This window comes from Kineococcus indalonis, from assembly GCF_009906395.1.
Classification (GTDB): Bacteria; Actinomycetota; Actinomycetes; order Actinomycetales; family Kineococcaceae; genus Kineococcus; species Kineococcus indalonis.
Genome location: NZ_JAAALM010000030.1, coordinates 1 through 16,430 on the forward strand (window position 1 = coordinate 1; position 16,430 = coordinate 16,430).

Genomic DNA, 16,430 nt, shown 5'->3' on the forward strand with positions numbered 1-16,430 from the left:
GTGGCGCGCCGCGGGCGCGGTCGCGGGAGCACACTGGCGCCGACCGGCCCGATCGGCGGGCGGGTCGGGGAAGGGGTGCGCTGGCCGTGCGGATCGTGATCGCCGAGGACGACGCGCTGCTGCGCGAGGGGCTGGCCCTGCTGCTGCGCGCCGAGGGGCTGGAGGTGGTGGCCACCACCGGCGACCCCGCGGGCCTGCTCGCCGCGGTCGACGAGCTGGAACCCGACGTGGCGATCGTCGACGTGCGGATGCCGCCGACGCACACCGACGAGGGGGTCCGCGCCGCGGTGGAGGCCCGGCGCCGGCGGCCGGGGCTGGCGGTGCTGGTGCTGTCGGCCTACGTCGAGCAGGCCTTCGCCACCGAACTGCTCGGCGGCGGCGCGCACCGGGTGGGTTACCTGCTCAAGGAGCGCGTCGGGCACGTGGAGGAGTTCCTCGACGCCCTGCACCGCGTCGCCGGCGGCGGCACCGCCGTCGACCCCGAGGTGGTCGCGCAGCTGCTGACGCGCACCCGCCCCGACGCCGGGCTGGAACGGCTCTCCGCCCGCGAGCACGAGGTGCTGGGGTTGATGGCCGAGGGGCTGGGCAACACCGCGATCGCCGCCCGCCTGGTCGTCACCGAGGGCGCGGTGCACAAGCACATCCGCAGCATCTTCGCCAAGCTCGACCTCGCCCCCAGCGACGAGGCCGACCGGAGGGTCAGCGCGGTCCTGCGCTACCTGCGCACCGCCGACGTCCGCTGAACCCCGCGGTAGCGCAGGCACCACCGCGCTGCGGGTGCCCGCGTCAATGACGTGCCGCGCCGTGCGCGGTGGACTGCTGGGCACCGGCGCACCGCACCCCGCGGGCGCCCGACCCAGGAAGGGCCCGCCATGCGCACGCCCGCACCCGCGGGGCACACGCCTCCCCTCCGCGCACCCGGCACGCCCGGCGTGCGCGGCGCCGTCGCCCGCCGGCCGCTGACCGCCTTCTTCGCGCTGGCCTACGCCCTGAGCTGGGTGGCGTGGATCCCCTACCTGCTCTCCGGCGACGGGCTGGACGTCCTGCCGTTCACCTTCCCGAGCCTGCTCGGCACCTCCCAGCTGCTCGGCGTGCTGCCCGGCGCCTACCTGGGACCGGTCACCGCGGCGTTCGCCGTCACCGCCCTGGTGGAGGGCGGGGCGGGCCTGCGCGCCTGGCGCGGGCGCCTGCTGCGCTTCCGGGTGGGCTGGCGCTGGTACGCCGGCGTCGCGCTCGTGGTGCCGGTCTCGATCCTGGCCACCACGTTCGTGCTGCCCGCGGCGTGGGAGGAGGTGCGCGCACCCGGTGCGGTGCTCCTGCTGGCCTACGTGCCGATGCTGGCGGTCCAGGTCGTCACCACGGCGCTGGCGGAGGAACCGGGCTGGCGCGACTTCGCGCTGCCGCGCCTGCAGGACCGCCTCGGCGCCGTGACCGGGACGGTGCTGCTCGGCCTGCTGTGGGGCGGCTGGCACCTGCCGCTGTTCCTCACGAGCTGGGGCGGCTGGCCGGGCACCACCTGGGTGCAGCCGGTGCTCTTCATCGCCTCCTGCGTGCCGCTGAGCCTGGTGATGACGTGGGTGTTCAACCGCACCGGGCAGAGCGTGCCGCTGGTGATGCTGCTGCACGCGGGCGTGAACAGCACCTACACCCTGCTGTGGCCGGCGGTGTTCCCCCGCCTCGACGGCGACGTCGACACCCTGGTCGTGCAGCTGGTCGCGACCACGGCGGCCACCGCGGTGCTCCTGGTCCTCACCCGCGGCCGCCTCGGGGCGCCCGCGCCGCGGTCGGGCCACCGCGCGCCGGTCACCGCGCCCGCCGGGAGGTAGCAGAACACGCCGGGAGGTGGTCGAACCCGCCGGCCGCGGGCACCCGCGGCCGGCGGGGAAGCTTCCTCAACTTCCTGGTTGACAACGCGGCGCCCCCGGTGGACCCTCGTGGTGAACCCTCCGGCCGAGCACCGGACGTGGAGGCCGAGGGCGCGCACGAGGAGGTGAGCACCTGGCCCCGGACCCGCTCTCGCGCGTGTTCGCAGCGCTGGCGGACCCCACCCGCCGCGACATGGTCGCGCGGCTGGCCGAGGGCGACGCCACCGTCGGCGAGCTCGCCGAGCCCTACGGCATCAGCCTGCAGGCGGTCTCCAAGCACGTGGGCGTGCTGGCCGACGCCGGTCTGGTCAGCCGCAGCCGCGACGCCCAGCGCCGCCCGGTGCACCTGGAGACGCACGTCCTCGACCTGCTGAGCGACTGGGCCGAGGACCACCGCCGTCGCGCCGAGCAGCGCTACCGCCGCCTCGACGACGTCCTGCGCGCCACCGCCGAGCGCGCCCGCCGGCGGCTGCACGAGCTGCTGGTGGCGCCGCTGGGCGTCCCGGTGGACGCCCCGCTGGTCCTGGTGCCCACGGCCAGGACGTGGAACCTGCCGTGGACGGCGCTGCACGCGGGCGTGGTGGCCCTGGCCCCCTCGGCCGCCTCCTGGCTGCGCACGGCCCGCGCCCCGGCCCCCGACGGCCGCGTCGTCCTCGTGGCCGGCCCGGACCTGCCGGGCGCCGCCGCGGAGGTGACCGCCCTGGCCCGCCTGCACCCCGGCAGCGAGGTGCTCACCCCGCCCACCAGCACGGTCGGCGCCGTGCTCGCGGCGCTGGGGCGGGCGCGGCTGGCGCACCTGGCCTGCCACGGCCGGCTGCGCGCGGACAACCCGACCTTCTCCTCGTTCCTGCTGAGCGCCGGGGAGCTGACCCTGCACGAGCTGGACGGCCAGCGCACCGCACCGCACCGGGTGGTGCTCTCCGCGTGCGACTCCGGCACGGGCACCGCCTACGACGGCGACGAGCTGATCGGCTTCGTCGGCGCGCTGTTCGCCCGCGGCAGCGCCGGCCTGCTGGCCAGCTGCGTGCAGGTCGCCGACGCGGCGGTGGTGCCGCTGGTGTGCGCGGTGCACGAGGAGCTGGTGGCCGGCGCCACCACCGCCGAGGCGCTGCACGCCGCCCGCGCCGCCGTGGACACCAGCTCCCCCGCCGCGTTCGCGGCCGGCCTGGCGTTCACCGCGTACGGGGCCGCCTGAGGGGGGACGCGGAAGAGCCCCGCAGGTCGGTGACCTGCGGGGCTCCGGGTGAGCCGCCTCGGGGAATCGAACCCCGGACCTACGCATTACGAGTGCGTCGCTCTGGCCGACTGAGCTAAGGCGGCACGTGCCCCTGCGGGCACGGGTCATGAGCTTACAGGACGTCACGGCCGCGCTCGACCGCACCGGCGCCCCGCCGGTGGGCCCTCAGCAGCGCACGTCCGGCTCGGGCAGGTGCCCGGCCAGCAGGTAGGCGTCCACCGCGTCGTCCACGCAGGAGCTGCCCATCCGGTAGGCGGTGTGCCCGTCGCCGTCGTGGGTGAGCAGGTGACCCGGCTCCAGCTGGCCGGCCAGGCCGCGGGCCCACTCGTAGGGGGTGGCCGGGTCGCGGGTGGTGCCGACCACCAGGACCGGCGCGGCGCCCGCCGCGCGCACCGGCGCCGCCCGCCCCACCGGCGGTATCGGCCAGTCCACGCACGTCAGGGCGCTCCAGGCGAGGAACGCGCCGAAGGTCGGCGAGGCCGCCTCGTAGCGCGGCACCGACGCCGCCACCTCCTCGGCGGTGCGCGCCTCGGTGCGGTCCAGGCAGTTCACCGCGGGCAGCGCCTGCACGGCGTTGTCCGCGTAGGTGCCGTCGGGGCGGCGGTGGGCGTAGGCGTCGGCCAGCGCCAGCAGGCCGGTGCCGTCCCCGGCCAGCGCCGAGCGCAGCGCCGCGGTCAGCCGCGGCCACAGCGAGGGCGCGTACAGCGGCTGCGCCAGCGCGTAGTACCCCAGGCCCTGGGTGAGCGGGCGGCCCGAGGCGGTGGGCAGCGGCTGCGCGTCCAGGCCCTCCAGCAGGGCCCGCACCCGCGCCACCGCCGCGTCGGGGTCGGCCGGCAGCGGGCAGTCGTCCTCCTGCCCGCAGCCCTGCACGTACGCGCGCAGCGCCACCTCGAAGCCGCCGGCCTGCCCGGCGGCGACCTGCTCGTCGCTCAGGGCCGGGTCGATCGCCCCGTCCAGGACGAGGCGCCCGACGCGGTGCGGGAAGCGCTCGGCGTACAGGGCGCCGAGGTAGGTGCCGTAGGACTTGCCGAGGTAGGTGAGCTTGTCGTCGCCCAGGGCGGCGCGCAGCACGTCCAGGTCCTGCACGACGGTGCGGCTGTCCACGTGGGCGGCCAGCTCGCCGGAGGCGGCGCAGCCGCGGCCCAGCCCGGAGGTCAGCGCCCGCAGCCGGCGCACCTCCGCCGCGTCGTCGGGGGTGGCGTCCGCGGCCACCAGCTCGTCGACGCCGGCGGCGTCCAGGCAGCGCAGCGGGTCCGAGCCGCCCACGCCGCGCGGGTCGAAGCCGACGACGTCGAAGTGCTCGCGCACGTCCTCGCTGAGCACGCTCGCCGCGGCGCGGGCGTACTCCACGCCCGAGCCGCCCGGCCCGCCGGGGTTCAGCACGATCGAGCCGAGCCGGTCCGCGCCGGTGGCGGAGGTGGGCAGCCGCACCAGCGCCAGCGACGTCGTGGCGCCGGCGGGGTCGGCGTGGTCCACCGGCACCGTCAGCCGCGCGCACTGGAACCCGCCGCTGCAGTCCACCCACTCGGGGCGCTGGCCGTAGAAGGCCGCCAGGTCCGCGCGGGCGGCCGGCTCGGAGGCGGCCGGGGCGGCCGTGCCGACGGGCACCGGGTCCGGCGCGCCGCCCGTCAGCAGGGAGCACCCGCCCAGCAGGAGCGCGGCGGCGGCGGTCGCGAGGGCGGGGACGGGGCGGCGCATGGTGCTCCCAGCGTCGCAGACGGGCGCGCGGCGTGCCCGCAGACGGGCGCGCGGCGTGCCCGCAGACGTGCCCTCAGCGGGCCGCGCCGCCGCGCGGGCGCAGGCTCAGCGCCAGGGCCTCCACCGCCAGCAGCGGCGCGACGTTCTGCCCGAGGCGCTCGCGCGCCAGCGAGACCGCGTCCGCGCGGCGCAGCGTCTCCTCCGGCGTGGAGGCCGCCGCCAGGTCGCGCACCTCGCCGGCCACGTCGGTGTTCACCAGGTCCACCGGGGCGCCGAGCTGGACGACGAGCACGTCGCGCAGCAGCCCCAGCAGGTCCACCAGCGCGCGGTCCAGCACGTCCGTCTGGTGCCGGCGGGCCCGGCGCTTCTGGTCCTCCTCCAGCTGGCGCACCTGCGCGCGCACCGCGGGCGGCACGGTCGCGGAGCCCTCGGCGCCCAGCGCGCGCAGCAGCTCGGCGCGCTCGGCGGCGTCGCGCTGGGCGGTGGAGGCGCCGGCCTCCTCCGCGGCCACGTCCACCAGCTCCCCGGCGGCCACGACGGCGTCGCCGACGCCGGCGACGCGCTGCGGCAGGCGCAGCACCTCCCGGCGGCGCAGGCGCGCGCCCTCGTCGCGGGCCAGGCGGCGGGCCAGGCCGACGTGGCTCTGCGCGGCGCGCGCGGCGAAGGCGGCCATCACCGGGTCCACGCCGTCGCGGCGCACCAGCAGGTCGGCGACGGCGTCGGCGGGCGGCACGCGCAGCGGCACGTGCCGGGTGCGCGAGCGGATCGTGGGCAGCACGTCGTCGGCGCCGGGCGCGCACAGCAGCCACACCGTCGCCGGGGGCGGCTCCTCGATGGTCTTCAGCAGCGTGTTGCCCGAGGTGGCGTTGAGGCGGTCGGCGTCCTCCACGACGACGACGCGCCAGCGCGCCACGGACGGGCGGCGCTGAGCGGTCTGGATGAGCGGCTCGACGTCCTCGCGGCGGATCTGCATGTGCTCGGTGGCGAAGACGGTGACGTCGGCGTGGGAGCCGGCCAGCGCGGTGCGGCAGCCGGTGCAGCGCCCGCAACCCGCCTCGGCGGGGTCCTCGCAGGCCAGCGCGGCGGCGAAGGCGCGCGCGGCCACCGAGCGCCCCGAGCCGGGCGGGCCGGTGAGCAGCCAGGCGTGCGTCATGCCGGCCGCGCCGGGCCCGCCGCGGGCGGCGCGCGCGGCGCGGGCCAGCACCCGCACCGCCGGCTCCTGGCCGACGACCTCGTCCCACACGCTCACCGGGCCGGCACCTGCTCCCGGCCCGGCTCCCGCTCCCCGGCGGGGTCCTCAGCGGCGCGGGCGCCGGCGCGCGCGGCCAGCAGCGGCCGCAGCGCCTCGCGCACCCGCTCGTGCACGGCCGCGGGCGAGGCGGTGGCGTCGACGACGAGGTAGCGGGCGGGTTCGCGCGCGGCCAGGCGCAGGAACTGCTCGCGCACCCGGGCGTGGAAGGCCTGCGACTCCGCCTCCAGGCGGTCCTCCCCGGCGCGCTGCGGGTCGCGGCCGCGGCGCACCGCGGCGGTGGCCGGGTCCACGTCGAGCACGACGGTCAGGTCCGGCAGCAGCTCGCCGGTGGCCCACGCCGACAGCTGCTCCACCTGCTCGGCGGGCAGGGCGCGCCCGGCGCCCTGGTAGGCCAGGGAGGAGTCCACGTAGCGGTCGGTGACGACCACGGCGCCGCGGCGCAGCGCCGGGCGCACCACCTCGGCGACGTGCTGGGCGCGGTCGGCGGCGAAGAGCAGGGCCTCGGCGCGCGCGTCGAGCTGCGCGGCGCCCCCGGCGCCGTCGCGGCGGGCCAGGAGCACCTCGCGCAGCGCGGCGCCGGTGCTGGTGCCGCCGGGCTCGCGGGTGGTGACGACCTCGTGGCCGCGCTCGCGCAGCCACGCCGCCAGCAGCCGCGACTGGGTGGACTTGCCCGAGCCGTCGCCGCCCTCCAGCGCCACGAACAGCCCCGGCGCGCTCCCGCGGGGCGCGGCGCCGGGCGCGGGCACGACCACGGGCGCGGCGGTGGAGGCGGTGGACCCGGTGGACCCGGGGGTGGAGGCGCCGGTGGACCCGGCGCCGGCCGCGGCGGTCCCGGCGCGCCCGCGCCAGGCGGCCACGAGGTCCGCCCACAGGCTCGTGCCGCGGCGGTCGTCGACGTACCGGTAGGCGACCACGCCGGCGACCGCCGTGACCACCCCGGCCAGCAGCATCGTCAGCGCCGAGCCGCTGAGGGTCTTCGCCCACGACGGCGTGGCCTCCAGGGTGCGGTCGCCCAGCAGCTGCGCCAGCCACGGCGCCACGAGCATCACCAGGACGATGACGACGCGGGTGCTGGCGCCCACGAAGGAGAACGTGCGCCCGCGCACGTCGTCGTCGACCTCGCCGAGCAGCGTGTACGCCGAGACGTACGCCAGGCCCGTGGACAGCCCCAGGGCCACCACGAACAGCGCCGCCAGCACGATGTCGCCGCTGAGGGAGACCAGCACCAGGGAGGCGCCGGCGGCCGTCAGCGCCACCCCGAAGGTGCGCCGGCGCGAGAGCCCGGACAGCCACCGCGGGCCCTGCCACACCCCCAGGGCCACGCCCGCGAAGACGGCCATGACGACCACCCCGAAGCCGGGGTCGCCGGCGCCCAGGCCGGTGACGAAGGCGCGCCCGAGGCCGATGACCACGCCGCCGGCGGCGAAGGCGACGAGCATGCCGCCCACCAGCCCGCGCAGCAGCACCGAGCTGCCCACGAACCGCCAGCCCTCCACGACGTCGCGCCACAGCGTGGGCGCCAGCCCGGCGGTGCGCGGGGCGCGCCGGCGCGGGGGGACGTCCAGGCGCCAGATCACCCCGGCGGCCACGAGGAACGTCAGGGCGTTGACGTACATCGCCAGCGAGGACTGCGTGCCCGCCAGGAAGGGCAGGACGTTGTCCAGCACGCCGGTCAGCAGCGTCAGGGCGATGAACGCCACGCCGGCCAGGGGCGCGGTGCCGTAGGTGGCCACGAGGCTGACCTGGTTGGCGGCCTCCAGCTGCCGCGGCGGCACGAGGTTGGGGACGGTGGCGTCCTTGGCCGGGCCCCAGAAGAGGGTGACCAGCTCGATGAGCAGCGTGGCGACGTACAGCCACGTCAGGCTGCCGACGAGCGGGATGGAGGCGAACAGCGCGAAGCGCAGCAGGTCGCCGACGACCATCGTCAGGCGCCGGTCCAGCCGGTCGGCCAGCGCCCCGGCCAGCGGCCCCAGCAGCGCGGCGGGCGCCAGCTGCAGCACCAGCACCGTGGAGACGGCCACGCTGGCCTGGGTGGCGGTGCTGCCGGCGAGCTGGGACAGGCCGGCGGCGGTGCCCAGCTTGGCGAGCATCCCCAGCCAGTCGCCGAAGCTGGAGAGCGTCAGCGACAGCCACATGCGGCGGAAGTCGGCGTTGCCGCGCAGCAGCGCCCGCACGTCGTGGTCGGGGGCCGCCGCGGTGTCGCTCACAGGCCCAGGGTAGGTGGCGGCGGTGACGTCCCCCGTCCGCCGCACGGCGCTGCCCGTCTCCGCCGCGGGGACCTGCCCGCGTCCGCCGCAGGGCGGGTGGCGCCCGCCCGCGGGTCCTCCCCGCGGGCGGGCGCCGGGCGTCAGTCGACGGCGGCCGCGGAGGCCTTGGCGGCCGTCTTCTTCGCGGCCGTCTTCTTGGCCGCGGTCTTCTTGGCGGCCGGGGCGGCCGTCTTCTTCGTCGCGGTCTTGCGGGCCGCGGCCTTCTTCGGGGCCGGGCCCTTGGCGCGCTTCTCGGCCAGCAGCTCGGCGCCGCGCTCGGGCGTGAGGGTCTCCGGGTCGTCGTCCTTGCGCAGGGTGGCGTTGGTCGTGCCGTCGGTGACGTAGGGGCCGAAGCGGCCGTCCTTGACGACCATGGGCTGGCCCGAGTCCGGGTCCGGGCCCAGCTCCTTCAGCGGCGGCTTGGCGACCTGCCCGCGGCGGGTCTTGGGCTGGGCGTACACGGCCAGCGCCTCGGGCAGCGTGATGGTCAGCAGCTGCTCCTCGGAGGCCAGGGAGCGCGAGTCGGTGCCCTTCTTCAGGTACGGGCCGTAGCGGCCGTTCTGCGCGGTGATCTCCTCGCCGGACTCCGGGTCGGCGCCCACCACGCGCGGCAGCGACAGCAGCTGCAGGGCCTGCTCCAGGGTGACCGTCTCCACGGACATGTCCTTGAACAGGGAGCTGGTGCGCGGCTTGGCCTTGGCGGTCTTCTTCGCGGCGCGCTTCTTGGGCGCGCCGTCCGCGGCCCCGGCCGCGGCGGGGGCGTCGTCCTCGACGAGCTCGGTGACGTAGGGGCCGTAGCGGCCGGTGCGCGCCACGACCGTGCGGCCGGTGGCGGGGTCCTGGCCCAGGACGCGGTCGCCGTCGGACTGCGTGGTCAGCAGCTCGCGCGCCTTCTCCACGGTCATCTCGTCGGGCGCGACGTCGTCGGGCACGGACGCCTTGAGCAGCTCGCCGGTCCCCTCGTCCGGGCCCTCCAGGTAGGGGCCGTAGCGGCCCACCCGCAGCACGATGCCCTCGCCGATGGGGACGGTGGAGATCTCGCGGGCGTCGATCTTGCCGAGGTCGTCGGCCAGGCCCTTGATGCCCTCCATCGCCGGCACCGCGGCGCCGTCGCCGCCGGGGCCGTCGGCGCCGAAGTAGAAGCGCGTCAGCCAGTCGACCCGCTCGGCCTCGCCGCGGCTGATCGCGTCGAGGTCGTTCTCCATGGAGGCGGTGAAGTCGTAGTCGACGAGCGTGGGGAAGTGCTCCTCCAGCAGGCGCGTGACGGCGAACGCCAGCCAGGTGGGCACCAGCGCGGAGCCCTTGTAGCGCACGTAGCCGCGGTCGACGATCGTGGAGATGATCGAGGCGAACGTGGAGGGGCGCCCGATGCCCTTCTCCTCCAGCGTCTTCACCAGGGTGGCCTCGGTGTAGCGCGGCGGCGGGGAGGTCACGTGCCCGTCGGCGCTCAGGTCGCGCGCGGTCAGCGGCTGGCCCACCCGCACCGGCGGCAGCCGGCGGTCGGTGGCGTCGGCGGCCTCCGGGCCGGCGTCGCGGGTCTCGTCGCGGCCCTCCTCGTAGGCGGCGAGGAAGCCGCGGAAGGTGATGATCGTGCCGGAGGCGGAGAACTCGGCGTCGCGGCCGTCGGCGGAGGTGGCGCCCAGGCGCACGGTGGCGGTGGTGCCGCGCGCGTCGTGCATCTGCGAGGCGACGGTGCGCTTCCAGATGAGGTCGTACAGGCGGAACTCGTCCCCGCGCAGCTCCCCGGACACCTGCGCGGGGGTGCGGAAGACCTCCCCGGCGGGGCGGATCGCCTCGTGGGCCTCCTGCGCGTTCTTCGACTTCGAGGCGTACACGCGCGGGGAGCCCGGCACGTACTCCGGCCCGTACAGCTCGCGCGCCTGGCTGCGCGCGGCGTTCAGGGCCTGCGCGGACAGCTGGATCGAGTCGGTGCGCATGTAGGTGATGTAGCCGCGCTCGTACAGGCTCTGCGCGGTGCGCATGGTGGCCCGGGCGTTCAGGCGCAGCTTGCGCGAGGCCTCCTGCTGCAGGGAGGAGGTGATGAACGGCGCCGCCGGGCGGCGGCTGTACGGCTTCTCCTCCACGCTGCGCACCGCGAACGCGGCGGCGTCCAGCGAGCGGGCCAGCGCCTCGGCGGCGGGCAGGTCCAGGTGGGCCACGCCGTCGCGCACGGCGGCGGGCTTGAGCTGCCCGGAGTCGTCGAAGTCGCGGCCGGTGGCCACGCGGCGGCCGTCCACGGCGACCAGGCGCGCGCCGAACGCGTTCTCGCCCCCGGGGGCGAAGTCGCCGGTGACGTCGGCGTACCCGGCGGCGCGGAAGGCCATGCGCTCGCGCTCGCGCTCCACGCACAGCCGGGTGGCCACGGACTGCACGCGGCCGGCGGACAGGCCCGCGCGGACCTTGCGCCACAGCACCGGGGACAGCTCGTAGCCGTAGAGGCGGTCGAGGATGCGGCGGGTCTCCTGGGCGTCGACGAGGCGGTCGTCGATGTCGCGCATCTCCCGCACGGCCTGCTGGATGGCCTCGCGGGTGATCTCGCCGAAGACCATCCGGCGGTAGGGCACCCGCGGCTCCAGCGCCTGCACCAGGTGCCAGGCGATCGCCTCGCCCTCGCGGTCGCGGTCGGTGGCGAGGATGAGCTCGTCGGAGTCCTTCAGGGCGCGCTTGAGCTCGGCGACGGTCTTCCGCTTGTCGGCGTCGACGACGTAGTACGGCTCGAAGCCGTGGTCGACGTCGACGGCGAACTTGCCGAAGGAGCCCTTCTTGACGTCCTCGGGCAGCTGCGAGGGCTGCGGGAGGTCGCGGATGTGCCCGGCGCTGGCCTCGACGCGGTACCCGGGCCCGAGGTAGCCGGCGATCTTGTCGATCTTGCTGGCCGACTCCACGATCACCAGACGGCGCAGCCCGTCACCGGTCCCCGCCGCCTTCGACTTGCCCGCCACTGGTCCTGCCTCTCCACGTCCGTCCTCGGCGCGCTCGTCCCGGCCGCCGGCTCGCGGCCGCCCGGCCCGGGACCGGCGCGCGCACGCCCCGCACTGTCGCACGGGTGGCGCCCTCAGCGTCGCACGGGCCGCGCGGCGGTGTGCAACCGGCGCGTCGAGCGCCCCGTGCCTCCCGCGGCGCGGGGAGGGCCCGCGCAGGGCCCGCGCAGGGCCCGGGGAGGGTGTCAGGGCAGCAGCAGCAGGCCGTCCTCGACCAGCCGGCGCACCCGCGGCAGCAGGCGCGCGCGCAGGGCCGCGGCGTCCTCCTCCAGCAGCACCGCCAGGCCCGCGGCGATCTGCCCCACCGTCAGCTCCCCGTCGCACGCCCCCACCAGGCCCGCCAGGTCCCCGTCGGCCTGCACCGCGCGGCGCAGCCCGCCGCCCTGGCGCAGCAGCAGCACGCGCGGGGCCGCCTCGCCGGGGGCGTGGTGGCGCTCGTCGGTGACGTCGGGAGCCACGCGCAGCGCCGTGCCCGCCAGCGCCTCGTCGTCCAGCAGCGCCAGGGCGTCGTGGGCGGCCAGGCCGTCGGCGAACACCGCGCCCAGCGGGTCGCTCAGCGCGGCCAGGACCTCCTCGAAGCGGCGCAGCGGCGCGCCGGCGCGCGCGGGCCGGCGCAGCGTGACCACGCCGAAGCCCACGCCCGTGACGCCGCGGGCGGCGAAGTCGTCCAGCCACGCCGCGTACAGCTCGTCGAAGACGGGCCCGGGCTTCTGCCCGCCGTCGCGGATCCACGTCTCGGCGTACAGCGCCGGGTCGGCCACCTCGCGCTGCACCACCCAGGCGTCCAGCCCGGTGCCCTCCAGCCAGCCCTCCAGGCGCTGCGACCAGTGCTCGCCCTCGCGCAGCTCCCAGTTGCCCAGCAGCTGCGCCACCCCGCCGGGCGCCAGCACGTCGCCGACCCCGCGCACCAGCCGCGCCACCAGCGAGTCGCCGGGCATGCCGCCGTCGCGGTACTCGTACTGCGGCACCCCCGCCCGCCGCGGCGTGATCACGAACGGCGGGTTGGAGACCACCAGGTCGAACAGCTCGCCCGGCTCGACCGGCTCCAGCAGCGAGCCCTGCCGCAGGTCCAGGCGCGCGCCGTTGAGGGCGGCGTTGACGGCCGCCAGGTCCAGCGCCCGCTCGGAGGTGTCGGTGGCCACCACCCGCGCCGCGTGCCGGGTGGCGTGCAGCGCCTGCACCCCGCACCCGGTGCCCACGTCGAGCACGCGCTGCACCGGGGTGCGCACCGTCGCCGAGGCCAGCGTCAGCGAGGCCCCGCCCACGCCCAGGACGTGGTCCGGGCGCAGCGGCTCGCCGGTGGCCAGCTCGCCCAGGTCGCTGACCAGCCACCACGAGGCCGCGCCCGCCGCGTCGTCCACCTCGTAGGGGCGCAGGTCCACCAGCGGGCGCACCTCGTCGCCGGGCGCCTCGCCGGCCGCGGCCACCAGGCCCAGGACCTGCGCGCCGGCGGTGCCGGTGCGCGGCAGGGCCGCGTCCAGCTCGGCGCGGGTGACCGCGCGACCCAGGGTGCAGCAGCGCAGCAGCACCGCGGCCGGCTCGCGCGAGCCGGCCGTGGCGCGCAGCGCCGGCAGCGGCTGCTCGCGGTCCAGGGCCGCCGAGGCGACCTCCCCGACGAGGCCGCCCACGCCGTCCACGGTGTAGCCGGCGCCGGCGAGGTCCTCGCGCAGGCCGGAGAGCAGCTCCAGGGGGTCCACGCCCCGATGGTGCCAGCGCTCAGGCGCGGCCGGTGCCCAGCCCCTGCTCCTCGCGCACGTCCGGGCCCTGCGGGCCGTCCACGCCGGTGGTGGGGGCCGTCGCGTCCACGCGCCGGTTCCGGCTGACGGCCACCGCCGCGACGATGACGACGGCGGCCACCGCGGCGATGCCGTAGCGCAGCCACGGGTTCTCCCCCTCGCCCAGGCTGAGGGAGACCACCGCGGGCGCCACGAGCAGCGCCACGAGGTTCATCACCTTGATGAGCGGGTTGATCGAGGGGCCGGCGGTGTCCTTGAACGGGTCGCCCACCGTGTCGCCGATGACGGTGGCGCCGTGCGCCTCGGAGCCCTTGCCGCCGTGCTGGCCGTCCTCGACGAGCTTCTTGGCGTTGTCCCACGCCCCGCCGGAGTTGGACAGGAACACCGCCATGAGGACGCCGGCGGCGATGGCCCCGCCCAGGAAGCCCGCCAGCGGGGCCACGCCCAGGCCGAAGCCCACCGCGATCGGCGCGAACGCCGCCAGCAGGCCGGGGGTGGCCAGCTCGCGCAGCGCGTCGCGGGTGCACAGGTCCACCACGCGGCCGTGGTCGGGCTGCTCGGTGCCGGACATGATCCCGGGGTGCTCGGCGAACTGCCGGCGCACCTCCAGCACCACGGCGCCGGCGGAGCGGCCCACCGCGTCCACGGCCAGGCCGGAGAAGAGGAACACCACCGCCGCGCCCAGCAGCACCCCCACCAGCGTGGTGGGGGTGGAGACGTCGAAGTCGGCGATGGTGCGCTGCACGTACTGCGAGGGCGGCGCGATGCCCTGGGCGACCTCGTTGATGCGGCTGGTCACCGCCTCCTGGTAGGAGCCGAACAGCGCGGTCGCCGCCAGCACGGCGGTGGCGATGGCGATGCCCTTGGTGACGGCCTTGGTGGTGTTGCCCACCGCGTCCAGCTCGGTGAGGACGGCGGCGCCCTCCTCGTCGACGTCGCCGCTCATCTCGGCGATGCCCTGGGCGTTGTCGCTGACGGGGCCGAAGGTGTCCATGGCGACGATGACGCCGACCGTGGTCAGCAGCCCGCACCCGGCGAGCGCGATGAGGAACATCGCCAGCGCCAGCACCCCGCCGGCCAGCAGGAACGCGAAGTACACGGCGCCGGCGATGACGAGGGTGGTGTAGACCGCCGACTGCAGCCCCAGCCCGACGCCGCTGAGGACGACGGTGGCGGCGCCGGTCAGCGACGCCGCGGCCACGTCCCGGGTGGGCCGGGACTCGGTGCCGGTGAAGTAGCCGGTGATCCACAGGATGAGCACCGCCAGCAGGATCCCCAGGAACACGGCGCTGATGGTCACCAGGCGCGGGTCGCCCTCCAGGACGGCGACGGTGTCGCTGGCGCCCTCCAGCTCGGCGAACGTGCCCGGCAGGTACGCGAAGGCCGCGACCGCGGTGCCCACCAGGGCCACCGCCGCCGAGAGGTAGAAGCCGCGCTGGATGCTGGTCAGCCCGGACACCCCCACCCGCGCCCGCACCAGCACCACGCCCAGCGCCGCGGTGATCGCGCCGATCGCCGGCACCAGCAGCGGCAGCACCAGGCCGTCCTCGCCGATGGCGCTGCTGCCCAGGATCACCGCCGCCACGATGGTCACCGCGTACGACTCGAACAGGTCCGCCGCCATGCCCGCGCAGTCGCCGACGTTGTCGCCGACGTTGTCCGCGATCGTGGCGGGGTTGCGCGGGTCGTCCTCGGGGATGCCCTGCTCGATCTTGCCGACGAGGTCGGCGCCGACGTCGGCGGCCTTGGTGAAGATGCCGCCGCCCACGCGCATGAACATCGCCAGCAGCGCCGCCCCGAAGCCGAAGCCCTCCAGCACCGTGGGCGCGTCCTCCTCGTACAGCAGCACCGCCACCGAGGCGCCCAGCAGGCCCAGCCCGACGGTGGTCATGCCGACCACGCCGCCGGTGCGGAACGCCAGGCGCATCCCGCGCTCGCGGCCGCCGGCCCCGGTGCGCGCCGCGGCCGCCACGCGCACGTTCGCCCGCACCGCCAGGGACATGCCCAGGTAGCCGATCGCGGCGGAGAACAGCGCCCCCACGACGAACGCGACGCTGCGCGCGGCGCGCAGGTCCCAGCCGTCGGCCGGCACCGCCAGCAGCAGCAGGACCACGGCGACGGCGAACCAGGCCAGGGTGCGGAACTGCCGGCGCAGGTAGGCGGCGGCGCCGTCCTGCACGGCACCGGCGATGGCGCGCATGCGCTCGGTGCCCTCGTCGGCCGCGAGGACCTGTCGTCGGAACACCCAGGCCACCACGAGCGCGGCGAGAGCGACCACCGCGACGGCGGTGACCACGCCCGCGGCAGTGGTGGAGAGACCTTCGGACGTGCCCATCCGTCCTCCTCGACGTGCGGCGACCTGCACGCAGCGTATGGCCGGGGACACCGGCCGTGCCACGTGATCGTCTCAAGGAGTGACGGCGGCGGGCGCGGCGCTCACCGCGCCGCGGGGTGCGGGGGGATCAGCCCAGCGGCTGGGCCACCGCGCCGGCGTCCTCGCGCACCCACGTCAGGTGCACGCCGCCGGGCGCGGTGGAGGGGCCGCTGGTGCCGGCCGAACCGGTCATCAGGGCCAGGGAGAGCTCGTCCTGCGCCGCGGACATGGCGCCCGGCGCGGGCGCACCCGGTGCCGGGGTCGGCGCGTCCGGCGCCGCGCCCGGGCCGGGCAGCGGCGAGCCGTCCTCGCCGCAGCGCAGGACCGTCACCTCGAGGCGGTCCTGCTCGTCGCTGAGGCGCACGTCCACCAGCCCCGCGCGACCCGCGGCGGCCTCGGCGGCGCTGACCGCCCGGGCGCACGCCTCGCCGATGGCGATGCGGATCTCGTCGAGCTGGTCCTCGCCGAACCCCGCCCGGCGAGCCACCGACACCGCCACCAGTCGGGCGGTGCGGACGTGCTCGGCGAGCGGGGTGAAGCGCAGGGCGACGGTGGGCACGGCCGGGTCAGGAGCTCGCGTTGGCCTCGTCGGCCGCGGCCGACGCGGCGATGGCCTCGGCGACGGTGTCGTGGATGGGGAACACCTTGGTCAGGCCGGTGATGCGGAAGACCTTCAGGATCTTCTCGCGCTGGCAGACCAGGTGCAGGGAGCCGTCGTGCGAGCGGACCCGCTTCAGGCCGCCCACCAGGACGCCGAGGCCGGTGGAGTCCAGGAACTCCACGCCCTCCATGTCGACCACCAGGTGGTGGTGGCCGGCACCGACGAGTTCGTTGAGGCGCTCGCGCAGGGTCGGTGCGGTGTAGACGTCGATCTCACCGGACACCTCGACGACGGTCCGGCCGCTCTCCTCACGGCTGGTCACCGACAGGTCCACAGGACCCCTCCTCGCTGCTGCTGGCGTCGAACGTGCCGGGCGACACGCCCTGATGCATTGAACCATCGCGCTCGGTGAGGAGCGCGATGGTTCAATGCATCAGGGC

At 76.8% G+C, this 16,430-nt stretch carries 11 protein-coding genes, 1 tRNA gene and 1 pseudogene; 4 read left to right on the forward strand and 9 right to left on the reverse strand.

The genetic code is table 11. The annotated features are described in order from the left end of the window. Positions 1 to 86: 86 nt before the first annotated feature. From GTR00_RS03180 to GTR00_RS23400, 4 genes and pseudogenes are all read left to right on the forward strand, one after another. The gene (locus tag GTR00_RS03180) at positions 87 to 743 is read left to right on the forward strand and encodes a response regulator transcription factor (RefSeq protein ID WP_166610203.1); all 657 of its coding nucleotides are present in this window, start codon (positions 87 to 89) and stop codon (positions 741 to 743) included. 129 nt (positions 744 to 872) lie between these two features. Further along, on the forward strand, positions 873 to 1,826 hold the full coding sequence (locus GTR00_RS25485; protein WP_166610204.1) for a CPBP family intramembrane glutamic endopeptidase: 954 nt from the start codon (positions 873 to 875) through the stop codon (positions 1,824 to 1,826). 172 nt (positions 1,827 to 1,998) lie between these two features. Next, positions 1,999 to 2,304, forward strand: a pseudogene (locus tag GTR00_RS26175) (ArsR/SmtB family transcription factor); the annotation flags it as partial. Positions 2,305 to 2,349: 45 nt separating this feature from the next. After that, a complete protein-coding gene (locus tag GTR00_RS23400; RefSeq protein WP_407659589.1) occupies positions 2,350 to 3,060 on the forward strand; it encodes a CHAT domain-containing protein in 711 nt (236 codons plus the stop codon). A 51-nt stretch (positions 3,061 to 3,111) separates the two neighbouring features. Here GTR00_RS23400 and GTR00_RS03195 read toward each other — a convergent pair. From GTR00_RS03195 to GTR00_RS03235, 9 genes are all read right to left on the reverse strand, one after another. After that, positions 3,112 to 3,185, reverse strand: a tRNA-Thr gene (locus GTR00_RS03195). Positions 3,186 to 3,267: 82 nt separating this feature from the next. After that, entirely contained in the window at positions 3,268 to 4,800 is a 1,533-nt protein-coding gene (locus tag GTR00_RS03200; protein WP_166610205.1) for an alpha/beta hydrolase, read from the reverse strand. A 73-nt stretch (positions 4,801 to 4,873) separates the two neighbouring features. After that, positions 4,874 to 6,049: a DNA polymerase III subunit delta' gene (locus tag GTR00_RS03205; RefSeq protein ID WP_166610206.1), complete on the reverse strand. Its 1,176-nt coding sequence runs from the start codon at positions 6,047 to 6,049 to the stop codon at positions 4,874 to 4,876. Beyond that, the gene (gene tmk, locus GTR00_RS24730; protein WP_323132176.1) at positions 6,046 to 8,259 is read right to left on the reverse strand and encodes a dTMP kinase; all 2,214 of its coding nucleotides are present in this window, start codon (positions 8,257 to 8,259) and stop codon (positions 6,046 to 6,048) included. The genes GTR00_RS03205 and tmk overlap by 4 nt, the downstream gene beginning before the upstream one ends. Positions 8,260 to 8,399: 140 nt before the next feature. Continuing rightward, positions 8,400 to 11,240, reverse strand: coding sequence for a type I DNA topoisomerase (topA, locus tag GTR00_RS03215; RefSeq protein WP_166610207.1), 2,841 nt, complete (start codon positions 11,238 to 11,240; stop codon positions 8,400 to 8,402). A 224-nt stretch (positions 11,241 to 11,464) separates the two neighbouring features. After that, positions 11,465 to 12,976, reverse strand: coding sequence for a DUF7059 domain-containing protein (locus tag GTR00_RS03220; protein WP_166610208.1), 1,512 nt, complete (start codon positions 12,974 to 12,976; stop codon positions 11,465 to 11,467). A gap of 19 nt (positions 12,977 to 12,995) precedes the next feature. Beyond that, entirely contained in the window at positions 12,996 to 15,350 is a 2,355-nt protein-coding gene (locus GTR00_RS03225; RefSeq protein WP_166610209.1) for a sodium-translocating pyrophosphatase, read from the reverse strand. A 127-nt stretch (positions 15,351 to 15,477) separates the two neighbouring features. After that, positions 15,478 to 15,948 (reverse strand): ATP-binding protein, encoded by a 471-nt coding sequence (locus GTR00_RS03230; RefSeq protein ID WP_166610210.1) that lies wholly within the window; start codon positions 15,946 to 15,948, stop codon positions 15,478 to 15,480. Positions 15,949 to 15,955: 7 nt separating this feature from the next. Further along, a complete protein-coding gene (locus GTR00_RS03235; protein WP_166610211.1) occupies positions 15,956 to 16,324 on the reverse strand; it encodes an STAS domain-containing protein in 369 nt (122 codons plus the stop codon). Positions 16,325 to 16,430: the final 106 nt, after the last annotated feature.

Coding starts and splice junctions, on each gene's coding strand:
- GTR00_RS25485 (WP_166610204.1), top strand. CDS start 873: ATGCGCACGCCCGCACCCGCGGGGCACACGCCTCCCCTCCGCGCACCC.
- GTR00_RS03200 (WP_166610205.1), bottom strand. CDS start 4,800: ATGCGCCGCCCCGTCCCCGCCCTCGCGACCGCCGCCGCCGCGCTCCTG.
- GTR00_RS03225 (WP_166610209.1), bottom strand. CDS start 15,350: ATGGGCACGTCCGAAGGTCTCTCCACCACTGCCGCGGGCGTGGTCACC.